The 26,219-nt window shown below is 44.2% G+C and carries 21 protein-coding genes; 7 read left to right on the top strand and 14 right to left on the bottom strand.

What is annotated here, in order from left to right; all coding sequences use genetic code 11:
* Positions 1-193: 193 nt before the first annotated feature.
* From NBH01_RS01480 to NBH01_RS01470, 3 genes are all read right to left on the bottom strand, one after another.
* The gene (locus NBH01_RS01480; RefSeq protein ID WP_048696180.1) at positions 194-1,297 is read right to left on the bottom strand and encodes an OmpA family protein; all 1,104 of its coding nucleotides are present in this window, start codon (positions 1,295-1,297) and stop codon (positions 194-196) included.
* 201 nt (positions 1,298-1,498) lie between these two features.
* Positions 1,499-4,552, bottom strand: a complete 3,054-nt coding sequence (locus tag NBH01_RS01475) for a hypothetical protein (protein ID WP_055229331.1) — start codon at positions 4,550-4,552, stop codon at positions 1,499-1,501.
* Positions 4,553-5,044: 492 nt separating this feature from the next.
* Positions 5,045-5,983, bottom strand: a complete 939-nt coding sequence (locus NBH01_RS01470) for a tyrosine-type recombinase/integrase (protein ID WP_250699945.1) — start codon at positions 5,981-5,983, stop codon at positions 5,045-5,047.
* A gap of 376 nt (positions 5,984-6,359) precedes the next feature.
* Between NBH01_RS01470 and NBH01_RS01465 the strand changes: the two genes are divergently transcribed.
* The 7 genes from NBH01_RS01465 to NBH01_RS01435 all read left to right on the top strand — a co-directional run bounded on the left by NBH01_RS01465 (position 6,360) and on the right by NBH01_RS01435 (position 11,436).
* A complete protein-coding gene (locus NBH01_RS01465; RefSeq protein ID WP_011107832.1) occupies positions 6,360-6,659 on the top strand; it encodes a DUF4248 domain-containing protein in 300 nt (99 codons plus the stop codon).
* A gap of 442 nt (positions 6,660-7,101) precedes the next feature.
* Complete coding sequence (locus tag NBH01_RS01460) at positions 7,102-7,740, top strand: LvrA C-terminal domain-related protein (RefSeq protein WP_011107833.1); 639 nt, start codon at positions 7,102-7,104, stop codon at positions 7,738-7,740.
* A complete protein-coding gene (dnaB, locus tag NBH01_RS01455) occupies positions 7,730-9,109 on the top strand; it encodes a replicative DNA helicase (protein WP_072066537.1) in 1,380 nt (459 codons plus the stop codon). The genes NBH01_RS01460 and dnaB overlap by 11 nt, the downstream gene beginning before the upstream one ends.
* Positions 9,110-9,287: 178 nt before the next feature.
* Positions 9,288-9,818 carry an HU family DNA-binding protein gene (locus NBH01_RS01450; protein ID WP_016267119.1) on the top strand — a complete coding sequence of 177 codons (531 nt, stop codon included), beginning with the start codon at positions 9,288-9,290 and terminating at the stop codon, positions 9,816-9,818.
* A 364-nt stretch (positions 9,819-10,182) separates the two neighbouring features.
* Entirely contained in the window at positions 10,183-10,488 is a 306-nt protein-coding gene (locus tag NBH01_RS01445) for a hypothetical protein (RefSeq protein ID WP_011107836.1), read from the top strand.
* Between the two features lie 13 nt (positions 10,489-10,501).
* A complete protein-coding gene (locus NBH01_RS01440; RefSeq protein WP_011107837.1) occupies positions 10,502-10,948 on the top strand; it encodes an N-acetylmuramoyl-L-alanine amidase in 447 nt (148 codons plus the stop codon).
* 266 nt (positions 10,949-11,214) lie between these two features.
* Positions 11,215-11,436, top strand: coding sequence for a winged helix-turn-helix transcriptional regulator (locus NBH01_RS01435; protein ID WP_225018373.1), 222 nt, complete (start codon positions 11,215-11,217; stop codon positions 11,434-11,436).
* A 2-nt stretch (positions 11,437-11,438) separates the two neighbouring features.
* Here the strand turns inward: NBH01_RS01435 and NBH01_RS01430 are convergent, their stop codons facing one another.
* The 11 genes from NBH01_RS01430 to NBH01_RS01380 form a co-directional block, all read right to left on the bottom strand.
* Complete coding sequence (locus NBH01_RS01430; protein WP_250699944.1) at positions 11,439-12,425, bottom strand: lysylphosphatidylglycerol synthase transmembrane domain-containing protein; 987 nt, start codon at positions 12,423-12,425, stop codon at positions 11,439-11,441.
* Positions 12,425-13,360 (bottom strand): phosphoinositol dihydroceramide synthase, encoded by a 936-nt coding sequence (locus NBH01_RS01425; protein WP_055221127.1) that lies wholly within the window; start codon positions 13,358-13,360, stop codon positions 12,425-12,427. The genes NBH01_RS01430 and NBH01_RS01425 overlap by 1 nt, the downstream gene beginning before the upstream one ends.
* Positions 13,361-13,377: 17 nt before the next feature.
* Positions 13,378-14,046, bottom strand: a complete 669-nt coding sequence (locus NBH01_RS01420) for a CDP-alcohol phosphatidyltransferase family protein (protein ID WP_062694802.1) — start codon at positions 14,044-14,046, stop codon at positions 13,378-13,380.
* Between the two features lie 39 nt (positions 14,047-14,085).
* Entirely contained in the window at positions 14,086-14,550 is a 465-nt protein-coding gene (locus tag NBH01_RS01415) for a GtrA family protein (RefSeq protein WP_008764781.1), read from the bottom strand.
* A 14-nt stretch (positions 14,551-14,564) separates the two neighbouring features.
* Entirely contained in the window at positions 14,565-15,044 is a 480-nt protein-coding gene (locus NBH01_RS01410; protein WP_225693725.1) for a phosphatidylglycerophosphatase A family protein, read from the bottom strand.
* 148 nt (positions 15,045-15,192) lie between these two features.
* Positions 15,193-16,482, bottom strand: coding sequence for an inositol-3-phosphate synthase (locus NBH01_RS01405; protein WP_008764779.1), 1,290 nt, complete (start codon positions 16,480-16,482; stop codon positions 15,193-15,195).
* A 108-nt stretch (positions 16,483-16,590) separates the two neighbouring features.
* A complete protein-coding gene (locus NBH01_RS01400) occupies positions 16,591-19,143 on the bottom strand; it encodes a DUF5686 and carboxypeptidase-like regulatory domain-containing protein (protein WP_250699943.1) in 2,553 nt (850 codons plus the stop codon).
* A gap of 107 nt (positions 19,144-19,250) precedes the next feature.
* The gene (locus NBH01_RS01395; RefSeq protein WP_143919483.1) at positions 19,251-20,543 is read right to left on the bottom strand and encodes a sensor histidine kinase; all 1,293 of its coding nucleotides are present in this window, start codon (positions 20,541-20,543) and stop codon (positions 19,251-19,253) included.
* Between the two features lie 21 nt (positions 20,544-20,564).
* Positions 20,565-21,914, bottom strand: a complete 1,350-nt coding sequence (locus tag NBH01_RS01390) for a sigma-54-dependent transcriptional regulator (RefSeq protein WP_250699942.1) — start codon at positions 21,912-21,914, stop codon at positions 20,565-20,567.
* A gap of 68 nt (positions 21,915-21,982) precedes the next feature.
* The gene (locus NBH01_RS01385; protein WP_055299338.1) at positions 21,983-23,461 is read right to left on the bottom strand and encodes a TolC family protein; all 1,479 of its coding nucleotides are present in this window, start codon (positions 23,459-23,461) and stop codon (positions 21,983-21,985) included.
* Between the two features lie 131 nt (positions 23,462-23,592).
* A complete protein-coding gene (locus NBH01_RS01380; RefSeq protein ID WP_225678865.1) occupies positions 23,593-26,202 on the bottom strand; it encodes a sensor histidine kinase in 2,610 nt (869 codons plus the stop codon).
* Positions 26,203-26,219: the final 17 nt, after the last annotated feature.

Raw genomic sequence — 26,219 nt, 5'->3', positions numbered from 1 at the left:
TTCCCCAATGTAATCTTCACATTTAAGTGAAGAAAGGGTTATTATTGCAGAAGTACGGACTTTCACAAGTACGGACCTCTTAAGATTCTCAGAGAGAACACCTTATATAAATGATATATATAAAGAAGTGGGGAAAACTCTCTCATGAGAAATAGGGAAATTTTAAATTCTTAATAGCCTTTGTGTGCCATATTTACTCAGCAATACAGATACTTACCCGATTTTCTTCAGGAGTATTATATGGCTGAACAGTATCACCTTTATAAGCAACTGTAATTCTATCGGCAGCAATACCTTTTGCTTTCAAAGCTTCCACTACATTATTCGCACGTTTTTCCGATAATTTGCTGTTGATTCTGGCATTACCAGTTCCTTTGTCTGCATATCCTGTCACGCTCACTTTAGCAGTAGCATTCTTCTCTAAATATTCTACCAGAGAAGCAATCTTGGCTTGCTGATCGTCCTGAATCTTTGCAGAGTTTATGGCAAAGAAAATATTCTGCTTCAACGGTTCAATCACCACTTCCTTTTTGGGTTGCGGTTGTTCTACTACAGGAGCCGGTTTGGGTTGTTCCGTCACTACCGGTTCCGGTTCGTAATAGACCGGAGCGGTTTTAGTGTAGCTTTTACCCAGTCTGATACTTACACCGACAAGGGCATTCAGTTGCCAGTCACAGTTACCGGCCTTCTTGGAGTTGAACTTATCAGACAAGGCGTTGGCATTCGCTTCGATGTTAATAGACAAGCGGTCATTCAAACGAAGGTCGCAACCAAGACCGAAACGTCCGGCAACGAGAAACTTACCTTCCTGCCAGAGATATTCCATCTCATAAGTACGGGTATCGAGCGCATTTGCTTCATCGTTGTCAAAACCACGGTTCAGCCCTGCTCCGGCAAAAAGATAGCCATTGAACACACGCTTCGGATTGAAACCACAGAACAAAGTACTGAGATCCGCCATGATGTCTACATTTCCTTGCAGATATTTATATTGGTAGGTCTGTTGCGGATTCACCCATCCCCCCTTTGCCTGCCAGCCACTTACACCAACACGTGCACCGAATGCGGGAGCAAACTTATAACCGACATTAAGAGCTGCTGCCGGAGAAATAAGATCAGTGAATTTTGCTTCACCTACGGTATGGGCTGCTCCTATTTGTGCTTGAATGAACCAATGAGGTTTGAAAGTAATCTTGCCTTCTTCCTTTATACGTGAAGATTGAGATTCGCTCTGTCCAAAAGTAGCCATCGTACTCAAACACAGAACAGCCAGGACCAAATTTCTTTTTAGTTTCATCTCGTTCGTTATATTTAAATTGTATATTAACTATTATGAAAAAAGGAGAGCGTGTCCTTCTTGTCACACTCTCCTTTTCCACACTTATATTTTCTCACAATAATGAGAATGCAACCTCTTTCTATACAGTATTTAGCTGCATTAAAAAAAGAGAGTAAGAGGTTGTGCATAAATCACAACCTCATTACTTCTTAGTCCAAATTATTTTGTAGCTTTAACCTGTACTTCAATTGTTTCCTCGATAGTACCCCATGTGTAAGTAATAGTCAAAGGAATGTAAAGCTTGTAGTCTTTAATCTCAACTCTGCTACTCTTGATATAAGATGCAGTACCAAAGTCAGGAACAGCAGTTACCTCAGCAGTAGTATAAGTAACATTCTTAGAAGTAATTGTTATAATCTGACTAGCCAATTCAGCACCAAATGCTTCCTTCAGTGTTTTTCTTGTTCCAGTCCAGTCTGTTTCAACTACATCTGCTATATTACCCTTACATTCAATCTTAGTTACACCATAATATCTATAGTAATCCAAATTAGCGGCGAAGCTATTCAGCGGAGAATCTTTTCTCCAGTCTGTAAAGGTAACAAGTTCACCTAACTTCAAGGTATTAGCAGGATCACCTTCGTTCAAACCGTCAGTAAAGAACTTGCTTGCATCAGAAGAAACATTAACCGGACGGATAAAGGCAAGGTTGAATTCACCGTTAGTAACTGGTACTGTCATGTCACAACCATTTTCATAAACGATGTCCATAACTGCATAGAAGCTATCAGCACCGCGGGCTTCTTTATTCAACAGATTCTTAGCAACAGCAGTATTCGCAAATGTAACATCATTATTATTAGCATCAGACAAGCTTGCTACCAAATTATCTGCAGTTATTGCACTAGCAACAGCAGTACCGGTCAAGTCTTTACCAACAGCATGCAATTCAGTCTTGTCAGCGTTCAACGCCAATTGATATTGTGTACCATCAACACCTGTTACCAAACCACGTGTAGCTTTCAAGTTCTTTTCAGAGAACACGAATGTATACTCCATATTATCAGCTACGAAGCTCGGGAACTTCCCAGCATCAAATGAGCTGGAATAATCGAACTGAACTTTACCGCCTACGAAGAGTTCATTCAAATCACCGATAATCTGCGTTGTGTTAGTAGTACCAGGAGTCTGACAATAGATAGAAGCTGTATTACCATTCCAAGCATTGGGCGCTTTCTCTTTAGCAGTTGCAGTAAAGTTGATAGGATCTACTTTTACAACATGCTTAATAGCAACATATTTCGGATACATTCCACCATTTGCAATAGAAACGATAACATCAGCATCTGTTGTTTTCTCATATACAGCATAAGCCACATAAGTTTTAGCCTCCAACGGTGCAGTTGTCAATTCGAATTTAGCTCCACGGTTAGCCTTATTATCACCAGCTGTCAGGATTTCTGTTACATTCCAAGTACCTACGTTATCAAATCCAACAACAGGAGCAGCAGCATATCCATAGAGTGTATGGAATTGTTCTTTACTCAATGCTGTCAATTTTTCATTTGTACTGAATGTATACACCTGAGTACTCATGAACTCGTCATTAGTTGACCAAGTGTAAGCAGAATTGTTGCAATCAATGCCAATAGTAGCATTTTCAGTGATAGTGATATCCGGTTCCGGTTTAGCAGCAGCGTCACCCACAATCAGTAATTTGATATAGGCAGCAGCAACGATTGCATTTCCATTATGTGAATCTGTCAATTTAGCCAGTACCATCGGAGCTTTACCAATACAGCTTTCATTCACATTACCATAGTTTACAGCCTTGAATGTTACACCATCTAAGCTCATATAGCGCTCTTGCGGAGTTTCATTAACTTTATAAGCAACAGCTTCAAAAGACAATGTGAGATCAGGATACTTAGTATAGTCAAAGAACTTATGACCAGCAGCATCCTTTACATTACATGCAGAAACAAGTTCTGTCAAGTTGATACCAGCAATAGCCTCAGAATAAGTAACATTCTGAACTAAAGCAGCATTTCCTGTCATCGGCATATTCTTATCATCAATCTTAGCCACCTGAGCTTCAGCATCAGCCTTGGTAATAGCAAAGTGATTAGCATCATCTCCCGGATTAGTAGCTGTTACAGCTTTATCAGTCAAGACAACATCAATCTCAGCATCTTTGTTGATAACACCTACATATTCAGTGGTAACTTTATTTTTTGCAGTTGTTTCAAACTGGAGAGCAATCATGTCCAATTTATCTGCTTCATCTTCAAATAAAGCAGGGTCAGCTTCCAGAGACACAGTCATTATGCCATTTTCTATTGTAGTTTTCTTCCAGTCAATAAATACACCCGGAGTTCTTGTTACCTGTTCTACAGTCTGTTTCAAAATCTGAGCTTTACCTTCTTCTGTCAATTGAGCAAGCGTAGCACTCGACGGATTAACTCGATATTGAGGAGCAGCTACATTTGACATATATAAAGTAGCAGTTGCAGATGTTTTAACTTCGTTAGCTACAATCGTTTTCTGTTTGTATGAGTTTTCTTCAAACACAATTACTCTTTCACCCCATCCGGCCAAAATCTTCGTTGGGATATATTCAAAGCTTGTGATTGGCAGTACATCCTGAATAAGCAACTTAGTTGAGAGAGGTTGATTATCTACTAAGATTTCCCATCCTACTACAACACCAGTCTCATCTTTATACTGAACAACACTTACAGTCGTTTTATCATGTTGCGGTTGTTTTGGAACAGCTACTCCTGTTTTAATAGAGTTTTCTTTATCATCCTTTGTTCCATACCACATCACACCTTCTGAGTCCATCCAGAACTTAGTAGGATCTAATTTAGTGTCTTGAGTTACTGTATCGTTATCAGTGATTGTAAATGTTTTGACGATCTTAGAATTGTCAGATCCTGTCAGAGTAACAGTAACAGTAGTCACATTTCCTTCTCTACTGCTAGTTACATCCAAAGTGTACGTAGTATTCGTATCGTTATCAGGGATCGTATAAGTAGTAGGAGTCCCCGATTGATCTGTTACTGTCAATACACCATTAGCAAAGGATACCGATTTCACATAAGCCAATGCTCCGAACTTGGTATTCAAGTCAGCTAATGTTTTTTCGACTGCATCCACACGTTCGCTCAGACCATTGATGTCGTCATCGTAGTCTTTACAAGATGTAAATGTGCCCGTCGAAGACGCTAATAACGCTCCAAACAGGACTGCATTTAAAAACTTTTTGTTCATAATAAAAAAACTTTTAATTTATAAATTAAATAATAAAAATATAATCTCTCGATGTCGATTCAATAATCCCATGTGTTGTCCCCATTCATTTTTAGTGTAACCTCCTTTTCTTTTTTTGTTTTACCTGTGTCCATGCTCCATAGAGGATGAACAAGAAACTTACTCCCAATACTTTTTGCCCGTTACTTCATAGGTAACGGGCAAACCTTTGTCCTGGCTCTCATGAAGCCTTCTTTATGAAAAACTGTATGATTTAGTAATGAAACTTATTTACCCCTGCTTCAAAGAGGAGGCAGAGGGGAGGGAAATCTTTGAATATAATTAGAAGGTTATAAAGGTCTAATAAAAAGAAATCCGCCGTTTTATCGTGTTATTTCTCTTTTTTTAGTAGTTTATCAGAAAAAATATCTTTTTTGTTTGCATGTTTTCCAAAATATCTCCATCTTTGCAACGCTGTTTAGCTCCGTTACCTATGAAGTAACAGGCTTAAATTCAACACATTGCTATTGAAATTGAGCGCTTTATAAAATCCACCACCTTTTTATTGGCTTCATCTATTTTCTTATTCCGAAAGGGCTTGAGATATGTCTCGGTCACTGTGATCGAAGAGTGTCCCATAGCTTCAGAAATAACGCCCGGATGAATTTCGCAATAGTAAGCTGTCGTTGCCCAAGTGTGACGCGCTGTATATGAACTAAGTTTATCCCCCAGTCCTAACATTTCACCTAGCAACATCAGCTGTCTATTAAAGTTGCGGAGAGCCAACTGGTATTCGTGATAAGCCTCCTTTGTCCCTTCCCGGCTATTTAATAACGGAAATAGATAAGGAGAAGAACTGTCACGGTTCATATACCTCTTTAATATGGCCATCGCTTCCGGAGTTAAAGTCACTGACAAAGGACGCCCGGTCTTCCGCCTGCGGTAAGTGATCACATTGTCGTGCAAATCACTTTTACGTAAATAGGCAAGATCGACAAAAGGCAGACCACGGAGCAGAAACATCAAAACGAACAGTTCCTGCGTACGACGCATGTCAGATGTCACGACGGACGACTGCGGCAATTTGGTGAATACTTTCTGCATGTCTTCAGTATCCAATGCACGCTTACGGTCCGCACGCGTGCCAGTATATACAGAACGAAACAGATGCGGTACATAAACAGCCCCACGACAATCTACCGCACGATTATAGACCGCACGAAATGTGCGTAAATAAGTAGATACAGTATTCCAACTGCATCCCCGGCCACGAAGGTGAATCTCGAAGCCCTTTAACCACTCAGGGGTTACCTCATGAAATGTAAAATCCCCTTTCCCACGATAAGCAATGATGGCATTGAGACTGCTACGGTAGACGTGCGCAGTACCAAAGTTTCCCTCCATCTGTAGTCCCTTGGCTACTTGCTTCATAAATGCTACTACTTTTAACATTTTAATCACTATTAAATAAATTATGCGATAAATATAAGGGTATTTTAGCATCTCTCCAAAATACCCTTCAGACATATACTCATTCATCGGCAGAATGATCCGACCAACAAATTTCCCCATGCGTCTGAGAGTAAAACAACAAAAAAAGAAACCGCTATGTTTTTTTCATAAAGTTTTCGCCACAAATAAATGGTTATTATAATTAACAAATATACCTAATTACAAATTTAAGGAAGTAGGTACATACATATAAATTTACAGATGTAAAAACGAAAAATAAAACTAAATAATTTTATACTATTCAATCAATTTATTTTTCATAACTTTGCGGAAAATAAACCACAAACAGTGGCTTATAAAAACTAAATACAAGAATATGATAAAAGTTGAAAAAGAAGTATCCAATGATTACATCATTAAGGGATTTAAACATTTTACCCAATTAGCTACGGAATACTTCCAAGGACATCCGGACTGCAATGCAGCCCGAAAAAGAATGCGCGACACAATAGATGCCAACTTGCAGCTCAAAGCAGAGCTCACCGCAGCAAGTTACACCGAACACACGACTTTGCTAAGTCCGAAGATGCAGCAAATCATCTGGGCGCACTGGGGACCACCCATCATTTCACTGTCGGAAAACCACGCAAACGAATCGGACAACAAACGAGTTTGAACGCCCAAAAAGCGAAAATCGAACTATATATTTTTAAATATATAATTTATTAGTTATCCCTTATTATGGTTCCGCCCTGCGTTTCAAAAGATTTTTCTCAACAGACATAATTCACTAGATGTCAGAAGATTACCTCACTCTCCAGAGTGTTCCGCTGTGCGTTCCACAAAAATGCCCTTTTTCCACCCTCAAACAGAGGCTCCAAAATGACCGAACAGAGGCTTCGTTTACTATAAACAGAGGCTCTGTTCGCATCAAACGAAGCCTCTGTTTCACAATCTTCCCCCAACGTGTAGCGCACAAAAACAACACATGCCAAAAGCAGCTATTTACGTCCCCGCAAGGAATATTACATCCCAACACGTCCAAACACGCACATCCGTTTAGGATTCCGGCAACGATCAACCTACTTTTGGACAAAATTTTAAAAACAGAATATCATATGCAAAAAATGGATTGTCAAGCCATCGGATATGGCTACATCATTATCCCCAAAGCTCTGCTGAAAGAGCAACTTATAGACTGCAGCCCACATGAAGGAGAAATAGAGGCTTTCCTGAAACTTCTTGTAAAAGTCAACTACTCGGAAACAAAGCTCACCGACCACCAAAGACGCACCATCGTGTGCAAAAGAGGTGAAAGCCTGCACAGCTACCGCAGCTGGAGCGCCATTTTCCACTGGCCAACGAGCAGAACCTACCGCTTCATACAACAACTGAAAACAAACGGGATCATCGAAATCATCCCTCACAACGACACCACCGCCCTGCATATCCGAGTGGTCAACTACGAAAACTGGACAAACATCTCGGCACTCCTCAACGAGAAAAAAGAAAACACACAAAAAGCCAGCAACGAAAAGTTCCGCCTCTTCTGGGACGACTACCACAACATCCTGCAGCTCCCCAAAGAGAACATCGCCAAGGCGCAGCGTATCTGGAAAAAGCTGAGCGAAAAAGAACAGCAACTCGCCATCGACCATATCGAAGAATATTATTATCATCAGACAAACATGAAATTCACGTTACATGCCTGCAGTTATTTATCCAATAAAGCCTTTCTGAATGAATATGAATACTGACAACAGAGTTTCTCCGCAGGCTCCGGAAATAGAAGAAGCCATACTGGGCGCCTGCCTGATAGAACAGGAAGCCATGCCGCTCGTAGCCGACACGCTGCGTCCGGAAATGTTCTACAGCATGCGTCACCAAGTGATCTACGCCGCCCTGCTGGCCATGTACCAGGCAGGAATGAAGATCGACATCCTCACCGTAAAAGAAGAACTTGCCCACCGGGGCAAGCTCGAAGAAGCCGGCGGAGCATTCGGTATCACGCAACTGAGCAGCAAAGTAGCCACCTCGGCACACATCGAATATCACATGCAGATCGTACACGAGAAATACCTGCGGCGGGAAATGATACTGGGACTCAACAAACTCCTCGCCTGCTCCCTGGACGAAACAATGGACATAGCCGATACGCTGATAGATGCGCACAACCTGCTCGACCGCCTGGAAGGTGAATTCGGCCACAACGACCACATGCGCGACATGGACGCACTGATGACCGACACAATGGAAGAAGCCGAACAGCGTATCGCCAAAAGCGTAAACGGAATTACCGGCATCCCCACCGGCCTGACGGACCTGAACCGCATGACGTCCGGACTGCAAAACGGAGAACTCATTGCCATCGCCGCGCGCCCCTCGGTCGGAAAGACCGCCTTCGCCCTCCATCTGGCGCGGCAGGCTGCCATGCAGGGACATGCCGTCGCCGTCTACAGCCTTGAGATGCAAGGAGAACGACTTGCCGACCGCTGGCTGTTGTCCGCCAGCGACATCAACCCTTACCGCTGGCGCACAGGCATCCCCAACCCGCACGAAGTAGCGGAAGCGCACACCACCGCCGCAGAACTGGCACGGCTACCGATACACGTAGACGACAGCACATCGATCAGTATGGACCATGTACGTTCCAGCGCACGGCTCCTTAAAAGCAAGAGTGCATGCGATCTGATCATCATCGACTACCTGCAACTTTGCGACATGAACACCGGACAGAAGAACCGCAACCGTGAACAGGAAGTGGCACAAGCCACCCGCAAGGCTAAATTGCTCGCCAAGGAACTGAACGTTCCCGTCGTATTGCTTTGCCAGCTAAACCGCGAGTCGGAAGGCCGTCCCGGTGGCCGGCCGGAACTATTCCATCTACGCGAAAGCGGCGCCATCGAGCAAGACGCGGATGTAGTGATGCTGCTCTACCGCCCTGCACTGGCACGGCTCACTACCGACCGGGAAAGCGGTTATCCGACCGAAGGACTGGGGGTAGTCATCGTAGCCAAACAACGCAATGGAGAGACAGGGAACGCATACTTCAGCCACAATCCTTCTCTAACGAAAATTACGGACTATACACCACCATTGGAAGTATTACTGAAACAAGCAAAATAAAAACATAATTAAAACAATATTATATTACATAATATTATTTCTAATATTTTCCGATTTTATTTCATATTTGCAATGAAATAAATGGCATAATGCTTGACTTCGCCTCTTATATTTCGTATATTTGTAATGTCATAGAGAAACAAAATAATTATTACTTAAACCTTAACTTTTTAAATTTATGAATGTTTCAGTAGAACGCTATCAGCGAAGAAAGTACGTAAGTCAGGAGAATTCCCCGATGCTGTATTACGTACGTCAGAAATCGGGTACAGTAAGAGTGATGGACGTCGAAAAACTGGCAGATGCCATCGAAGCCAACTCTTCACTCACAGCAGGAGATGTAAAACATGCTATCGAAGCTTTTGTAGAGCAACTCCGCCTGTCACTCACCCAAGGTGACAAAGTGAAGATCGACGGTCTGGGTACGTTTCACATCACACTGTGCAGCGAGGGGACAGAGAAGGAAAAAGATTGCACGGTCCGAAGCATCCGCAAGGTGAATGTCCGGTTTGTAGCGGATAAAGCACTGCATCTGGTGAACGCAAGTCACACCAGCACACGAAGCGAAAACAACGTGGAATTCGTACTAGCAAGCAAAGGTGACACGGAAGGCGGAAATGCCGGCGGAGGAAACACCGGAGGCGGAGGAAATAGCGAAGGCGGAGGAAACAGCGGAGGCGATGAAGAAGCTCCGGACCCGACAGTTTAACAGGACTTTTTTGGGAAAGAGCAGTACAAAACACTGGAGCAGCCCTCCCAATTGAAACTGACTAAGAAGTCAATAGTATCTCAATTCCCCTCCCTTTGGGAAGGAGGGGTGGCTGAAAGCCGGGGTGGTAGGTAAAACAAGGTTTATTCCTATTCTATTGTAAATAACAGAGTTATGCATTCACCTACCACCTCCCCCTACGGGGACTCCTCCTTCCCGAAGGAGGAGAATTAAGATACTACCGACTTTTAGTCAGTCTCAGGTTCGTCGCTTCGCTCAGAATGAGAGATACTATATCGAACTAACCTTAATGTACAACTCCCCCCATTATCAATTATCCATTATCAATTATCCATTAAAAAAAATGCTAGATAAAATTATCGAGATTATTATGACTATCCTCCCTTTCCTGGGTAATCGTAAAAAGCGTAAAGCGATGGCGCAAGACGTCAAAGAATTCAGCGAACTGGTGAAAGACCAGTATACCTTCCTGATGGAACAGCTGGAAAAGGTACTGAAAGATTATTTCGACCTGAGCGCGAGAGTGAAAGAAATGCACACCGAAATCTTTTCGTTGAGAGAACAACTGGCACAAGCTGCCACATTACAGTGCGTAAACAAAGAGTGCCTACAGCGTACACAAAGCGAGGCATCCATCTCTGAAGCTTAATGCCGGACAGATTATGAGAACGATCAACTTAATCGTAATTCACTGCTCCGCCACACGCGAAGACAAGGATTTCACGGAATATGACCTGGACGTCTGCCATCGCCGACGCGGATTCAACGGAGCGGGTTATCATTTTTATATCCGCAAAAACGGGGATATAAAGTCTACCCGACCGATAGAAAAGGTCGGTGCCCACGCCAAAGGTTTCAACAGAGAAAGTATCGGTATCTGCTATGAAGGCGGGCTCGACAGCAAAGGTCGCCCCAAAGATACCCGGACCGAATGGCAGAAACATTCACTGCGGGTACTGGTTCTTACTTTACTGAAAGATTATCCGGAATGCCGCGTATGCGGTCACCGTGACCTTAGTCCCGACCGGAATGAGAACGGAGAGATAGAACCGGAAGAATGGGTGAAAGCGTGCCCTTGCTTCGATGCGGAAAATAACTGGAAAGCATGAGGCAGAAATCAAGAAAAGTTTTAATTGAATAGCCTATAAACAAGAAAACTCCAATTGCCCGACCAAACTAAGTCGAAGCAGTTGGAGTTTCTACCTTTATAAAATAGATCATCAGGATATCTCCTCTGAAGGAAATCAATCAACAAGCCTATTATAATGCAATAAACCGAAGTACTGATGCTGTAAATAGTGGTATCTTCATTGACTTCATGCTACAAGAAATATACGAAACACTAAAGAAACGGCAAGGCGATCCTATAGTAACAATGAAAGCGACAAAGGATGTCGGTATAAATGTCGGTATAAACGAACAAAAAGTTCTGGAACTTTTGAGAAAAAACAATCAAATTACCGCCAAAGAAATCGCCGGACTTCTAGGTATCAGCCTAAGGCATAGCGAACGTCTGATCACATCATTAAAGCAAAAAGGTATGATTCAGCGAGTTGGATCAAATAAAAACGGATACTGGGAAATTATAGTAAAATAAGGCTACTTTTTATTTCCAACCTTCATCAAAGCAAGCCCTATCACAATCCAGACCATCTCACGCACGCGAGTGATCAATGCCGCATAGACTCCATAAGCTCCGGAAAGGGAAAGCCCGCCTACCGCAAGGGCAAATCCTCCCTCACGGCCACCCAACTGCATAGGCAAGAAGAACAAAAGATTGGCTAGTAAAGAAGAGAAGGCAGCAATCAGGCAGCAATCTGCAAAACTGACACTCCTTGTCAGCACATTGAGGATCAGCCAGATTTCCAGACAACTGACCACACGTGCCGTATATTCCAAGAATAAAGCCGCATAAAAAGCTCCCTTCTTCTGTTGATGAAGCAAGGCTATCTGTTTATCTATGTTCTCCAACTGTTCCCGATGGGAGTCGGCAAAACGGATTACTTTCTTTTTCAGAAAAGGAAGATGACTGCCCAGACGAACGAAAGTAACTGCCATCCCATGCTGATAGCCTTTTACAAACAACATAGCTACCAGCAGGCAGAAGACGGTGATCGTACCCAAAATGGTTCCCATCACCCACCCTACCGGATAAAGGCAAAGGTATAGCAAGACAGAACTCAGCCAAAAGCAGAAATGAGAAAAGATGTGCATCATCACGTAGAGAATCACCGAAGAAGTGGCTCTCTCCACTCCTATATACGGTTTCAGTTCCATGATGCGATACGGCTCACCGCCCATCAGTCCGACGGGAGTTACGTAATTCAGGGCAAAACCCGTAACGGTAAACTTATAAAGCCGGGCAAATGAAAACCCCGGCTTCCCTCCGCTACGTATAATGATGTACCACGATGTAGTATTAATCAGATAAACGAACAGCCACAGCAATAATACCAAAGGCAAATATACTCCTGCCCTTTTCAAGTTTGCCCAAAGTTCCTGATAATCCATATCGAAAGTGAATATCATGATCAGGACGGCGACAATGCCAAAAGCCAGGAATATATTGCGGTATTTGTTCTTCACTATTTAATATACTGATAATATCGGTCAAAGAAGTTTCTGAATCCGCGAATCTTCATCAGTCCGTACTCAAAGAACAGCCAGCCGAGCAGTGCACAGGAGATTCCAAGGAGTACATCTATAATATAGTGATGACAAGAGTAGATCGCTGTTCCCCAGATGCCTGCCATGATAACAGAGAAAAGGGCTATCACATACCATCTGCATTTGCCGATAATGGCATACACCAATGCCACAACCATATATGCCGCATGAAGGGAAGGAACGGCAGCAAAGACATTTGCGTTTCTTCCATAAATGGAGTCGAAGATAGTCACGCCAAAAATCTCGTCGAAGCGACCGAGACCCGCCACGTTACCCGGAGTATTCAGTATCGGTTCGAAACCGTAGTTGATAGCATACCAGGGGGGAGCAGCCGGATGGATATAATAGCCGGCAAAGCCGATTAAGTTGACAAACAAAAAGACTAATGCAAAGCGAAGATAAGTTTTTCTCTCTTTCTTAAAGTACAGGCAGAGCCCGAACAGGATAGGCACAGGGACCCAGCAAAGATAGAAGATGCCGGCGAAGACATCCGCCACCGCCCAATGATGCACGGCAAAGTATTCACAAGGAGTAACCAGCACACCATTATCCATCACTCCGAACAACGACTTTTCGAGATTATAAAGTCCGGCTACATCAATCGGATTTACTTCGTAATTGGGGCAGATACGCATCCAGTCATACGAGATCCCGAAAATGGCGAAAGGCAGTAAGGCCACTGCCAGCTTCCGGGTAGGTAGTCCGGCAAAAAATAAAACCAGATAGAGTGCCGCCATCAGCAGATGTTCGGAACGGAGTCCGATACAGGCAGCTGTCAGCAGAAGAAAAAGAGCCATGATGACAATAACGGTCAAGGTTTCTTTCTTCGACGGCATTTGAATTGTTTTTATCATTAAGGATGTTATTTTAATTAGTCATTCTTCTTTTCGTTCGCTGTCATCACCTTATAGCAATGTCTCACGCGTGCGAAAGCTGTGATATTGGCGAACACAGCAACGATTGTCAAAGGCACCATCAATATCAGCATCGGATCAAAAGCGGTAATATCCTTGAATACACCGCAGAACAAGGCTCCGAGACTTGTCAGAACCACACGCTCCGGACGTTGCATAAATCCAACCTTGCACTCAATACCCAGACCTTCGGCACGGGCACGAACATAGCTCACCATCAACGAACCGAGCAAAGCAAAGTATGCAATGATAGCGTAAATGAAATAATCTTTGACTGACAAATAGTAACAGATACCGAAGAAAGTCATCAACTCACTGTAACGGTCGAGCACAGAATCGTAGAGGGCACCGAATTTGGAACTCATGTTTCCCAGACGTGCCACACGCCCGTCCATCATATCGAACAATCCGGCAAAAAGGATCACACCTCCTGCCCATCCAAGGATGGACAAATCATTCTGTCCGCTATAAATACCGGCATAAACAAACATACCTGCCGCCACTACATTCAATATAAATCCGGTAGTAGTGATGAAGTTGGGGGTGATTCCTATTTTAATCATTCCATGTATCAAAGGATTGATAATCTTATAAATCACTTGTTGTAAGTAATCTCTGTAATTCATATACCTAAATCTGTTTTTATCTAAATCTTCTGTTTTCTTTCAATTTCTTTTGAACAAGCTTCTTATATCTATATTCCGGTAAACAAAGAAACGCTGCATATTATAATTCCAGAACAACGCCACAATGACCGCCACCACCACTTTAGGGATGATGAAGAAGTCACCGAAATATTGGCTGAGTGTATCACGTACCCACGGAATTTTCGCTAACGATTCCGTCAGAGTGTACGTCCCCCACGTATTCAGCCAAATACTGCAAACCCACACTATTATGAATTTTACAGCAACATGCGTTTTTTTCCCTTTCGATTTAAAAGTCCATTTATAATTGATAATGCAATTGATAATTCCTCCATAGATAGCGCCCGCCAAGGTAGCATATACATAGTAGACATCAAATAGCCTTACCAGAAGGATAGTCACCAGAAAGTCTGCAATAGTCGCCATTTGAGCCGAAAGCTGCGCCCTTAAAAACATAAAGACTCCACCCTTCTGCGAAATCATCCGTGCAACTCTTTTCAGCCAATCACCCATCGTACCACCGCTATCAAGATAAAACTATATACACCCGCCAGTACATCATCCATCATTACCCCTACTCCACCTTTAAAGCTCTCCATCTTGCGTACTCCCAATGGCTTTACGATATCAAAAATACGGAACAGAGCAAAAGCCGCTATCACGTACCAATACCACCGGTCATTATCGGGAACTGCCAGCAACGGAATCCACACACCTACCATTTCATCGACTACCACACGTGACGGGTCTTCGCCCCAAGAAGACTCCAACTTATTGGCAGCCCAAATACCTGCAAAGGTAAAAAGAACCACCAAAGCAGCAGTCGTCCATAATAAAGCAGTGAAAGGAAGCAGGAAGTAAAGTGCAATCCAGATGATAGAAGCCAGCAATGCCCCGGCCGTACCGGGAGCAAAAGGAGAAAAACCAGAGCCAAAGCCCGTGCCTATTAAAACAGGTAGAAAGGAAGGTCTCTTCATTAATAGTTGAGAGTTGAGAGTTGAAAATTGAGAGTGGAGGATGATTGGATGTGCTCCAAAATAAAAGTTGAAAGTTAAAAGTTGTCTAATGCCGCAATTACATTGCAACCACTTTCAACTCTCAACTTTCAACTCTCCACTTATTTAATTAAGCTAAATAATCAGGTTCTTTTTCACCAACCATGTTACGCAATGTCTGTTTTACCATTCTCCATTGTGTGAACAGGTCGTGTTCCGGCTGATGTTCGAAATCATGCATCGGGCTCTTGCAGAAGAATGACAACCAAGTCTGGATGCCACACATACCTGCACGCATAGCCAAGTCACTGAACAATACCAGGTCAAGTGCAATAGGAGCAGCGAGGATAGAGTCACGGCAAAGGAAGTTTACCTTGATTTCCATCGGATAACCCATCCATCCGAAGATGTCGATGTTATCCCATGCTTCTTTGTTGTCCTTGCGGGGAGGATAGTAGTTGATGCGTACTTTGTGGTAAACGTCTCCATAGAGATCCGGATATTTTTCCGGTTCGAAGATGGTGTCGATTACAGACAGCTTACTAACTTCTTTTGTCTTAAAGTTGTCCGGATCATCCAGCACTTCACCGTCACGGTTACCGAGGATGTTGGTAGAGAACCAACCGTTCACACCCAGCATACGAGTCTTGAACATCGGAGCCAATACGGTTTTCATCAGTGTCTGACCGCTCTTGAAGTCTTTACCGGAGATAGGAACATTCTTCTGTTTAGAGAATTCCCACATGGCCGGAGTATCCACACACAAGTTAGGAGCACCCATCACAAACGGAGCATCTTCTGCGATAGCAGCGTATGCATAACACATACTCGGAGAGATAACTTCTGTGTTGTTATCTTTCATTGCTTTCTCCAAAGCAGCGAGTGACATGTGTTCGTCTGATAACGGAATGTAGATTTCGGTACTTGCAGCCCACAGTACAACAACGCGTTCGCAGTTGTTGGCAGCCTTAAAGTCGCGGATGTCCTGACGGAGTTGTTCTACCATTTCCCAACGGGTAGCAGCCTTCTTGATATGTGTACCATTCAGACGTTTTGCCCAGTTGTGATCGAAAGCTGCCGGCATCGGCTTGATAGCTTCCAGTTCATCTTTCACACCGTTCAGGTCTTTTTCTTTCAAAACCTCGGCATACATAGCAGCTTCATATGCGTTGTCCGGGAAGATATCCCATCCACCGAAAACAATGTCGTTCAAATCAGTCAAGGGCACAACGTCCTTGATGAGTTTTTCTTCGTTGTTTTCCATGCGCATTGTGGCTAACTGTGTAATAGATCCTATCGGTTTTGCCAGTCCCTTGCGAGAGGCTAGTGTACCTACTATCATTGTGGTGGCAACCGCACCACCTACTCCAACTACCAACACGCCAAGACGTCCAGTAGCGGGTTTAATTTCTTGTTTCATTTCTATTCTATTAAAATTAAACTAAAATTGATGCAAAAATAAGATTAATTAATTACTAAAGCGACCTTTGTTTGCTATATAAACATTGCAATTAGCAGGATTTAACTTTTAGAAGGTCATGTGAAGACTTATTCTCAGGCCGGACTTGTCAATATCGGGCGAATCCCTATATGTGAGCCGCCAGACGTAGTCTAAACGTAATACCTTGAAAATGTTTTCAATACCCACACCCGCCTCCACGTAAGGTGTTTTTCCCATTGTACGGGTACTTGCTATCGGAAAAGCGAACAAACCCTGTGTCATATCCGGATTATTCTTATCACTCAAATGCCCATAAAGTCCACGACAGGAAACTATTTCCCTCCATTTCAGTTTTCTCAACAATGGGATACGATTGAACAGCCATCCGTTAAGGAAGTAGGTGACGTCCCACGAAAAGTATTCATCATTCATAAACTCCATAGCATTCATTAACGAATAAGATTCCGGCTGAATGGTGTAGGAAAGGTTCGCATTCGGCATAATGAGCAACGGAAAGGGAACTTTATCCCATACCTTCCCCGCTTTCAGGATAATATCCGTATAGCCGAAAGCGGAAAACCAGAAACGTTTCTGTATACCCGCTTCGGTATGATTATAGGTGTAATCACTTCCCAGCACTCCTTTTCCGGCAATGGTATGCGACAGCGTAAACACCGGAGCATCCAGCGATACGGGGAAGCGGTTCCATTGTGTCTGAAAGAATTTCTCGTTCGGGGCATAGCGCAGCTTCAACTCCGCCGCACTGGTAGAGAAGTCTTTGACCGGAGAGTAAACCTCACCGTCTTTCCGCAGAAAAGGAATCAGGTAGCTCGATTCATCCGTCCGCCTGCGTGCCGTGAGCTGGAAGGAGAAGCCGGAATAAAACTCATTGGTATAGGTCATTTCCGCTTGCCGGTAATAGCCGATACGATCATCCTTCTCACGCTTCAAGGCAAGGAAGACATTGTCTTTGCTTGTGTACAGATAGTTTTGTCCGTATTGATTAACGTCCGATTCATAACGTACTTTCAGTGAATGGATGGGAAATTCATTGGCATATTCCTTTTTCTTCTTGAAAGAGTATTCTACTTCCGCCAGTCCTTTCAGCCTTTCGTCTTTGAAGCCATAAGCGATATAGCCTTTGCCGAACAGATGAGGGTTGAGCCATGCGGTCGTCATTCCACCGGCACGGATACGCGGTCCTTCCAGCGTATTCCCGCTGATGGTGGCATTCATGGGACCGATATAGAAAAGAGGGGCTTCTTTGGAGGTCGGGATGTATCCGGTGAAGAGAATGGATAGCACCTTTTCCGTCCAATAATAGACCGGATAGCCACGCAGTTGCGCCATCAGGCGGTCTACGGAGTTCTCCTGTTGCGAGATGGCTGCTTGCGGACGATTCTCCGCCCAGAAAGTTTCGGGTCGGGACAGCGCTTCGGTTTCTTCGATGATACGTTCCGGTTTGGTGAAGGCTTTATCGGCTTCCTCGGTCGGAAGGAAAGAATAACGACTGTAATCCGCCACCCGACGGGCAAAGATACCATCCTGCCCTTCGGTCAGTTTGAATTCTACGGTGATACTTTCATGGTCGAGCAGACGGGTACCGTCTTCTGCCCGCTTAAACTCCTGTTCAAGCAGCATATAATCGACAAAGTTCAGATTGATCTTCTTCGGGAAGTTAAGCACGGCACGTTTGACAAAGTAGGTAGAGTCGAGCGTGACATACAAGTGCCCGTTAAAGCCGAAAGATTCGGAATTAAAGGGGGTGAAAGCAAGGTCCGCACAGGTTTCACCACCGATCTGCAAGGTATCCATCAGATAATATTTGTAGAATCCTGTCCCGATGCGGGATAAGGGGCTGACGAACTTATTGGTGAACAGGGAGATGTTGTTCTCGTAAATGTCCACGTCTTTAAAGACTTCATTAATAGCAGCCTGCATACCTTGTTTGGAAAGGAAATCATCGACTCCTGCCTGCTTGCGTCCCTTCACCCACTGCTTTTCGGAATGAGGAGATTTGCGGTAGTAGTCCGTAGCAAGAAGTTCACGGGCAGATACGGTCAGTATCGGTTTTCCGGTGACGGCAGAGGTGTCTACATATTCTGTCAGGAAATCAAATTTGCGGTATAGCCATTTCTTCTGTTTCTCTTCGTCGAAGTTGTTCAGCGCAAAGGTAGTCTTCTCATAACGGTCGCGCTGCCAGAAGTCTTTCTCATTAGGAGAATGGTCGTCACGATGTTCTATCATCCGACGGACAAACTCTACGGCGGGATTGTCTTTCTTACGGTAATGTTCGCGTTTAGGCTTCACCAATACTTCGTTGAGCGCGTATGTAGCGGGAGAAAGTGCTACTTTATACGAAAGATTACGTGCCGGATGGATCAGCCGGCTATATTCATTATAGCCTACGGTTGAGATCACAAGCACTCCTTCGGAGCGATGAGTTTTGAAATAAAAGCGTCCGTCACTTCCGGTAGTCGTTCCTTCGGTCGTGTTTTTCAGACGTACAGATACATAAGATAAGGGTTCTCTGGTCAGAGAATCAGTCACCACACCCTGCACTATGTATTGGGCACTTAGCGGAATACTGATAGCCAATAAAAGAAAGAGCGCTACTGCACCTTTAATTATTAATCTCATATCTTATACCTTAACATCCTATTGAATTGAGCGGGGCAAAGGTAGGAGGGATTTCAGAACAAAAAAAGGTCTATATAGCGGAAGAACTGTTCTCGTTTGACATTTGATCAGGGAAAAAGAATACGGAATCTGGTCAATCCGTCGGCATAAGTCCGCAGAGAGAAAGTGCAGCCGTGACGCATCAGAACCTCCCGGATAAAGATCAGTCCGATTCCCTGACCATTGGGCTTGGTGGAGAAGAACGGGCTGAACAGCTTCGCTTCCACCTCTTTGCTGATTCCCTTACCGTTGTCCACCACTTCGATAGTGGCAGGAGAAAGGGTGCGGACGATAATCTCGCCATCCTTTTCGATGCTTTCCGCAGCATTCTTAATGATGTTTACCAGTACCTGTTCGAAAAGGGAGGCATCCATTTTTACCTCTTTCAACGTTTCGTCTATCTCCAGACGAAGTTTTATGTTCCGGTCGGCACACATACCTTCCATAAAACGCTTGCAGGTAAATGCGAGGTCATTCAGGTCGACAGGCGTGAGCGTCGGTTCGGGAATCTTCACTACATCGGCAAAACGGGTGATGAAACGGCTCATAGAGAAACAGCGTTCGATACATACACGCATGACATCGCAAATATCATCCATACCTTCTTCAGTGGAAAGCGCCTGTTCTACTGTATCCAGTGTGGAGGTTATTCCGGCGGTAGTGTTATTCACTTCGTGGGCAATCATGCGGATTACTTTCTCGTAGGCTTTCTTCTCGGCCTTCATCACTTCGTCCGTCAGACTTTCTATCAGGAAGAAGGGGTGCTGAAATCCACGGTCAATAAAAGAGGAATGCGTACATCTATAAATATTCGAATCATTCAGACGGACGGTAGCCGTTTCTCCTTTCGGCACATTTGCCAACTCGGCGGCAAGCGGAGAATCTATCTCGTTCATCTTTTTGCCCAAGACATCTTCCTGACGGACACCCAGCATTTTCTGCGCCATCGGGTTCAGCTCGGAAAGGTCCTCGTCCAATGTGGTGAGGATGACTCCCATCGGAGAGGCTTTAATCAGCAGGTCAAGGAAGTTATTCTGTTCGCGAAGACGGAGACGTTCATTCTTTAGTTGCTCCATCATCCGGTTGAAGACGTTCACAATACGGTCGGCTTCATATTGCCCCACGGGACTTAACCGGCTGCTGAAATCCTGTTCGCGCAACAGTTCCATACCGCTTCCGATAGAGTTCAGCGGTTTCACAATCTTACGATAGAAAAACGGGAGATAACACAGGATAAAAAGGACTAACCCCTCTCCTATATAGAAATAGATCAGGTTCAACCGGCTTGAAAGGAAAAGCAATCCACCCCCCAAGACCAGAAGCAGGAAAACGAGTATACCAAAGAATCCTTTTATACGCATAATAATAGTAAGGTCTATCTGCTAAACACTGATTCCAAACTTCTCCAAACGACGGTAAAGGGCGGCACGACTGATGCCAAGCGCTGTAGCTACCTGACTCAAATTTCCCTTATGACGCTCCAAAGCCTGCAAAATCGTCTGCCGTTCTATTTCATCCAGAGTCATACCAGCAAAGGATGCGCCTTCGGCGACTTTCTGATCTTCGTGACGGATATACTGAGCATCAAAGTCGGCGGCATCAAGCGTCGGCTTTCCATTGACCAGAATCGTACGTTCTACCAGATTCTTTAATTCACGGATATTTCCCGGATAAGGTAAGCGACTCAGAAACTGCAAAGCATCCGCTGAAAATTCGGTGCGAGGAAAACCGTTGGCCTCTGCCTGACGATCGGCAAAGTGACGTACCAGCAAGGGAATATCCTCCCGGCGCTCACGCAAAGCCGGCAGTCTGACGGTAATCAGATTAATACGGTAAAACAAATCTTCGCGGAAAGTACGTTCGCCCACCATCTTGCGTAAATCGGCATTGGTAGCGGAGACGACACGAATATCCGTCTTACGGGGACGGCTGTCTCCCAATACTTCAAACGTCTGATCTTGTAACACCCGCAAGAGCTTCACTTGACAAGAAGGGTCGAGATCACCGATCTCGTCCAGAAAGATGGTTCCTTTGTTCGCCATCTCAAAGCGTCCGATACGGTCGGAGGAAGCATCCGTAAAAGCTCCTTTCTTATGGCCGAACATTTCACTTTCGAACAGACTTTGGGAGATTCCTCCCAAGTTCACTTTGACAAAAGGCTGTTTGGCACGCTGGCTGTTGATGTGTATCGCCTCGGCTATCAGCTCCTTGCCCGTCCCACTTTCTCCGGTGATCAGTACGGAAGCATTCGTCTTTGCTATACGGGCAATGGTATTCAGTACTTCTGTCAGTCCCTGACTACGGCCGATGATATGACGACGGTCGAAAGCGTCATTCTGTTCCTGCGTTGTCTCTTTGGGAGAGCCTGCCAGTTCCAAAGCCGTCTCGATACGTTGCAACAATGCCGCATTATTCCAAGGTTTGGTGATAAAATCGAAGGCTCCTGCCTGCATACCTTGCACGGCAAGCTGTATGCTTCCCCAGGCGGTCATCAGTATCACCGGAGTTTCCGGACGGAATATTTTCACTTGCCTGAGCAAAGTCAGCCCTTCTTCTCCTGTAGTAGAAAGGGTGAAGTTCATATCCATTAAGATTAAATCCGGTGCTACGGAACGCACCACCTCCATAGCTTCCCGGGGACCGGAAACCGTTTGTGCCTCATATCCAGCCCGTTTCAGCATAAAACTGAGTGAAGAGCGTACTGCGTTGTCGTCGTCTATTATTAAAATCATAGCTTAAATTACTTATGACAAAGATATTGTAAATACTCAATACAAGCAACAAATAACCCGATTAATCCCTATTGCCGCACTATTTCATCAAAATCTGCTTCCAACTCCGTGTTAGCCTGGAAATCCCAGAGAGTCAGACTACGGATCTGATAAAAGTAATACCAGTAATAATAAAGCTCGGAGATGTGTTTCCGGCGCGCCTCGTCTTTGGAGTTCTGGGCGTCATTCAAATCCAGTGTATTGATTTTACCAATCAGAAAGGTTTCAATACTTGTTTTGTAACGTTGCTGCGCTATGCCATCCGCCTCTTTGGCTATCTCCAATTGCTGTGCCTGATTATTGAAATGCTCTACCAGCAAGAATATGTCCTGATTGAAGTTGATCTGTTCCTGCCGTATCTTCGAAAGTACTACATCGCGATTGCTTTTTGCTACCCGTACCTTCCCGCGTCTCTTTCCCCAGTCCAGAATCGGAATCTGAACGCCTACCTGCACAATCTGATTATCCTGCAAGTTCCTGTAAACACTGGAAAGTTCACGACTCTCTCCCGTATATCCTACGCTGGCAAACAAATTAATGCTACGCAGATTACCACGCGCCGTAGCTACCGCATAATCGGCCTCCAACTGACGGCGACGAATATTCTGGGCAAAAGAGTTACGTTCCAGCGCTTTATTCAATACCATATTATATTCCATCTTACCACAATCTACTGATTCGGGAACGACAGGACGGAGGATTTCATCCTCTCCCACTCCCAGAAAGGCACGAAGCTGAAACATCTTGGCATTCAGATCACTTTCGGCTTCGGTCAACGCAGCCTTTGCATTCAATGCCGAAAGTTTTAACTGGAGAAGTTCATTTTCCGAAATCTGTCCCATCTTGCGTTTAGCTATAGCCACTTCGTAAAGCTGATTAGCATTCGTTAAATTCTGACGGGCAGTTCCAAGAGTCTCTTTCGCCAACAGCAGATCAAAGTAATAGGTAATAGCCCGCATCGTCACTTCTTCGGTAGCTGTGATAAATTCCGCTTTCGCTTCGGCATATCGCACAGGTTCTATACGCCTGTTCCACTTCACATTATTCACACCAAGAATAGGTTGGGTCAGTTTTAAAGTAACAGGAACGGACATCAGATGGCGGTCACCGCTATTACCCAGTTGCTTTAGGTAGTCGAGAGAAGACGTCAGTGAAAGTTGTCCACCGGTAAGCCAGATATTCTGGTCGATGGAAAGTTCACCGGAAAGACCTAAGGCGCTGTTGCGGACAAAGCTGTAAGAACCGTCCGGATTCTGATAGGAGCCGTAAGATTTATTGTAATTAGGCAGTGTTCCTTTCAGATTGATTTCCGGAAGAAGATCGGCACGGAATGTGCGATATTCCCAATAAGATGTTTTCAACTCATTCAAGGCAACAGCAGCGTCAACAGACTGCATACGCGCCATAGCGATAGCTTCGTTCAAGGTGATTTCCCTCTCTTTCTGTGCCGATACTGCCAAAGGCAGACAGATTGCAGCCAGAACAAACAATATACTTTTCTTTTTCATTATACACGGTATTTTCCAGTCAGATAGAATCAAACCATGTGCCAAAAGAATAATACATTTACTATCAACCGGTTAGAGAAATGTATCAGTGTTCATTTTCGGACACTATGCACAGAAATGAACGTTCAGTCTTATTCGCAGAAATTCGGGATACGTACAGTAAAGCGGGTTCCCCTGCCTACTTCGGAGGTCACAAAGATCGTTCCTCTCAAACGTTCGACAATCGTCTGGCAGATACTTAATCCAAGACCGGCTCCCTGTGTAAAGTTATCCACCTTATAGAATCGTTCGAAGATATGACGGATACCTTCTTCCGAAATACCGACTCCCGTATCTTCCACAAAGATTCGGGTATATCCGGGGTCTTCATCTTCCTCATATCCGAAAGTAATGGAACCGTAAGTCGTAAACTTGGCAGCATTATTGATCAGATTATTGACGACTTGTTGGAGACGGACATTATCTGTCACCAGGTATTTTTTCTCATTATCGGGCATACGAAGCAGTAGTTCCACTCTCGGAGGCATATTCAGTTGTTGAGAATCATGTACTGTCTTCAGCAGCAGAGGCAAATTATGATTGGCAAACATAAATTCCATTGTTCCTGACTCGATACGAGACAAATCGAGAATATCATTAATCAATGCAAGTAACAATCCGCAATTCTTATTGATCGTTGCTATAAACTGTGCTACTTCTTCTTCGGAAAAGCCGCTTGTATCGCTCAGCAAGTCGGAGAAACCGACAATAGCATTCAGTGGTGTACGGATTTCGTGACTCATATTGGCAAGGAAAGCAGATTTCAGTTTGTCAGCCTGAAGTGCTTTATCACGCGCCTCTCTCATTTCCTGTTCTGCCGTCTTATAGCGTTGGATGCTTTGGCATACACCTAATATATTATATAACGAATCTCTCGTCAGACCGGAAATAACAGAGGAACGGTATTCCCACCATTCATATTCACCATTGGCATTGCGCTGACGGAAATTCAAACGGGTATTGGTTTCTTTTCCCGCCAATGTTTTATCAAAGAGAATACGCATTTCCTTCAAATCCTCCGGATAAACCATACGATCCATTTCGTCGCGGGTGATGGAAGTAATCGACTCATCATAGCCAAAGCGGACAAGGAACCCTTGCGGGAAAATGAAGCTATTACTCTCCACATCAAACTGCCAGGGATATATGGAACTCTCCTCCACAGCCATATCAAAGAAACGTTTCTGCATTTCTTCATCCGATACGTTGCGTGCCGAAAGTGCCATACCGGTAATCTGTCCGCCGGAATGAATCGGAACAATTTCTCCGGAAACCGGGAAATAATGTTCGCTATGCACTTCTTTCATAAAAGCTCCATCGGGAATAATGACACTTTGCCCGGTTTCTCCCACCTTCTTCAATATCTTGTAAAGGATATCCTGACCGTTATAGTATATTTTGAAAATACTGCCTGCCATCATTCCTTCATAATTCCGTCCGCCCGATTCTGAGGGTAAATGAAGGATCTTCAACAGAGAACGGTTGGTAAAGTGAATATGAAGATCAGTATCATACGTGATCACCCCGTCGCGTATAGAGTGGAAGATATTATCAAACTCATTCCGCTGTTCCACCAGTTTATTCTGTACCAACAAGCGGGTCTGGGCATGTATCCGTCGTTTGGCTTCGCGACGGTTGACACGAATGAGCCACACGATAGAGACGATCAACAATGCCAGGATAGATGGATAAAGAAGAATAAACAATAATTTATATCTTTCCCAATACGGCTGATTAACGATAATACCACTGGAGGAAACCTTATCCGGATCTATATGGAAGAAGTCCAGCTGTTTGTAATCGTAAATAAATCCCTGTTCCGTCTCCGTCACACCCAGTTTCAAGGGAGATTCACCCTTCAACACTCGCGACGCTTTCTTTGCAGCAGACATCGCAGAGGTATAGGCGTCTGCGTCATAAGCAGCAAACACACCGTTCATCAGCCCCACATTCTGACTGGAGAAGACCGGTGCTTTAGAGTTCTTGCCTACAAACGAAAGGAACGGTGACCATTTGGGAGCGACCACAACCCGCGCGTAGCTATTGCGGGGATAACAGATAGCCGCAATAATATGATTGGTTGATTCATGCTGGGTATTGTAGAGCTTCATCTTGTAATCCGGATTCTCTTCCTGAAAAAGCTGCCATTCTTGTTTGAAGTCCTCACGTCCCTTGTTACTCAGAAAACTGTTGTCAATCACACATATCACTTCTTTCCGTTGGGGAAATACCTTTTGTGCCTGCTTTAAGATCACATAAAAATCGGGATTAGCGGTGAATCCGCATACATTAGGAAGACTTGCTATAAGTTCTTTATCGGGATATTTGATTCCGAAAAACACAACCGGAACCTGATAAGGCAACGAATCGCCGGAAGAGAAAAGAGTATAGAAAGCCTCATCGCTTGATGTGATAATCATATCCGTCTTCCTGTCGCGGGCACGCTGACAAAAACGCCGCATAATCACCTTCTCCGAATTGAATGACCAGAAATCCGCATCCAGATATTCAGTAGTAATATTTACTGTCAGTCCATTCTCCTTGAACCCCTTTGCCAACCCCTCATTCAGGTCGTTGTGCCAGGGAGTTTGCGAGGTATACGATTGGATAAAAAGTATATTGTATGTATGTTCTGCTGCAGCCGCCCGGGCAAAAACAACGAAGAACAAAACTACTAACAAACAGTAATATTGTCGGTTCATAAGCAAAAAACAGCATT

This window comes from Bacteroides sp. B1-V-101 (assembly GCF_023656585.1).
Lineage (GTDB): Bacteria > Bacteroidota > Bacteroidia > Bacteroidales > Bacteroidaceae > Bacteroides > Bacteroides thetaiotaomicron.
The sequence above is the reverse complement of the archived record's forward strand: the minus strand, read 5'-3'. Positions and strand labels throughout refer to the sequence as shown.

Coding starts and splice junctions, on each gene's coding strand:
- NBH01_RS01480 (WP_048696180.1), bottom strand. CDS start 1,297: ATGAAACTAAAAAGAAATTTGGTCCTGGCTGTTCTGTGTTTGAGTACG.
- NBH01_RS01475 (WP_055229331.1), bottom strand. CDS start 4,552: ATGAACAAAAAGTTTTTAAATGCAGTCCTGTTTGGAGCGTTATTAGCG.
- NBH01_RS01470 (WP_250699945.1), bottom strand. CDS start 5,983: ATGTTAAAAGTAGTAGCATTTATGAAGCAAGTAGCCAAGGGACTACAG.
- NBH01_RS01465 (WP_011107832.1), top strand. CDS start 6,360: ATGATAAAAGTTGAAAAAGAAGTATCCAATGATTACATCATTAAGGGA.
- NBH01_RS01460 (WP_011107833.1), top strand. CDS start 7,102: ATGCAAAAAATGGATTGTCAAGCCATCGGATATGGCTACATCATTATC.
- dnaB (WP_072066537.1), top strand. CDS start 7,730: ATGAATACTGACAACAGAGTTTCTCCGCAGGCTCCGGAAATAGAAGAA.
- NBH01_RS01450 (WP_016267119.1), top strand. CDS start 9,288: ATGAATGTTTCAGTAGAACGCTATCAGCGAAGAAAGTACGTAAGTCAG.
- NBH01_RS01445 (WP_011107836.1), top strand. CDS start 10,183: ATGCTAGATAAAATTATCGAGATTATTATGACTATCCTCCCTTTCCTG.
- NBH01_RS01440 (WP_011107837.1), top strand. CDS start 10,502: ATGAGAACGATCAACTTAATCGTAATTCACTGCTCCGCCACACGCGAA.
- NBH01_RS01435 (WP_225018373.1), top strand. CDS start 11,215: ATGAAAGCGACAAAGGATGTCGGTATAAATGTCGGTATAAACGAACAA.
- NBH01_RS01425 (WP_055221127.1), bottom strand. CDS start 13,360: ATGATAAAAACAATTCAAATGCCGTCGAAGAAAGAAACCTTGACCGTT.
- NBH01_RS01420 (WP_062694802.1), bottom strand. CDS start 14,046: ATGAATTACAGAGATTACTTACAACAAGTGATTTATAAGATTATCAAT.
- NBH01_RS01415 (WP_008764781.1), bottom strand. CDS start 14,550: ATGATTTCGCAGAAGGGTGGAGTCTTTATGTTTTTAAGGGCGCAGCTT.
- NBH01_RS01410 (WP_225693725.1), bottom strand. CDS start 15,044: ATGAAGAGACCTTCCTTTCTACCTGTTTTAATAGGCACGGGCTTTGGC.
- NBH01_RS01405 (WP_008764779.1), bottom strand. CDS start 16,482: ATGAAACAAGAAATTAAACCCGCTACTGGACGTCTTGGCGTGTTGGTA.
- NBH01_RS01400 (WP_250699943.1), bottom strand. CDS start 19,143: ATGAGATTAATAATTAAAGGTGCAGTAGCGCTCTTTCTTTTATTGGCT.
- NBH01_RS01395 (WP_143919483.1), bottom strand. CDS start 20,543: ATGCGTATAAAAGGATTCTTTGGTATACTCGTTTTCCTGCTTCTGGTC.
- NBH01_RS01390 (WP_250699942.1), bottom strand. CDS start 21,914: ATGATTTTAATAATAGACGACGACAACGCAGTACGCTCTTCACTCAGT.
- NBH01_RS01385 (WP_055299338.1), bottom strand. CDS start 23,461: ATGAAAAAGAAAAGTATATTGTTTGTTCTGGCTGCAATCTGTCTGCCT.
- NBH01_RS01380 (WP_225678865.1), bottom strand. CDS start 26,202: ATGAACCGACAATATTACTGTTTGTTAGTAGTTTTGTTCTTCGTTGTT.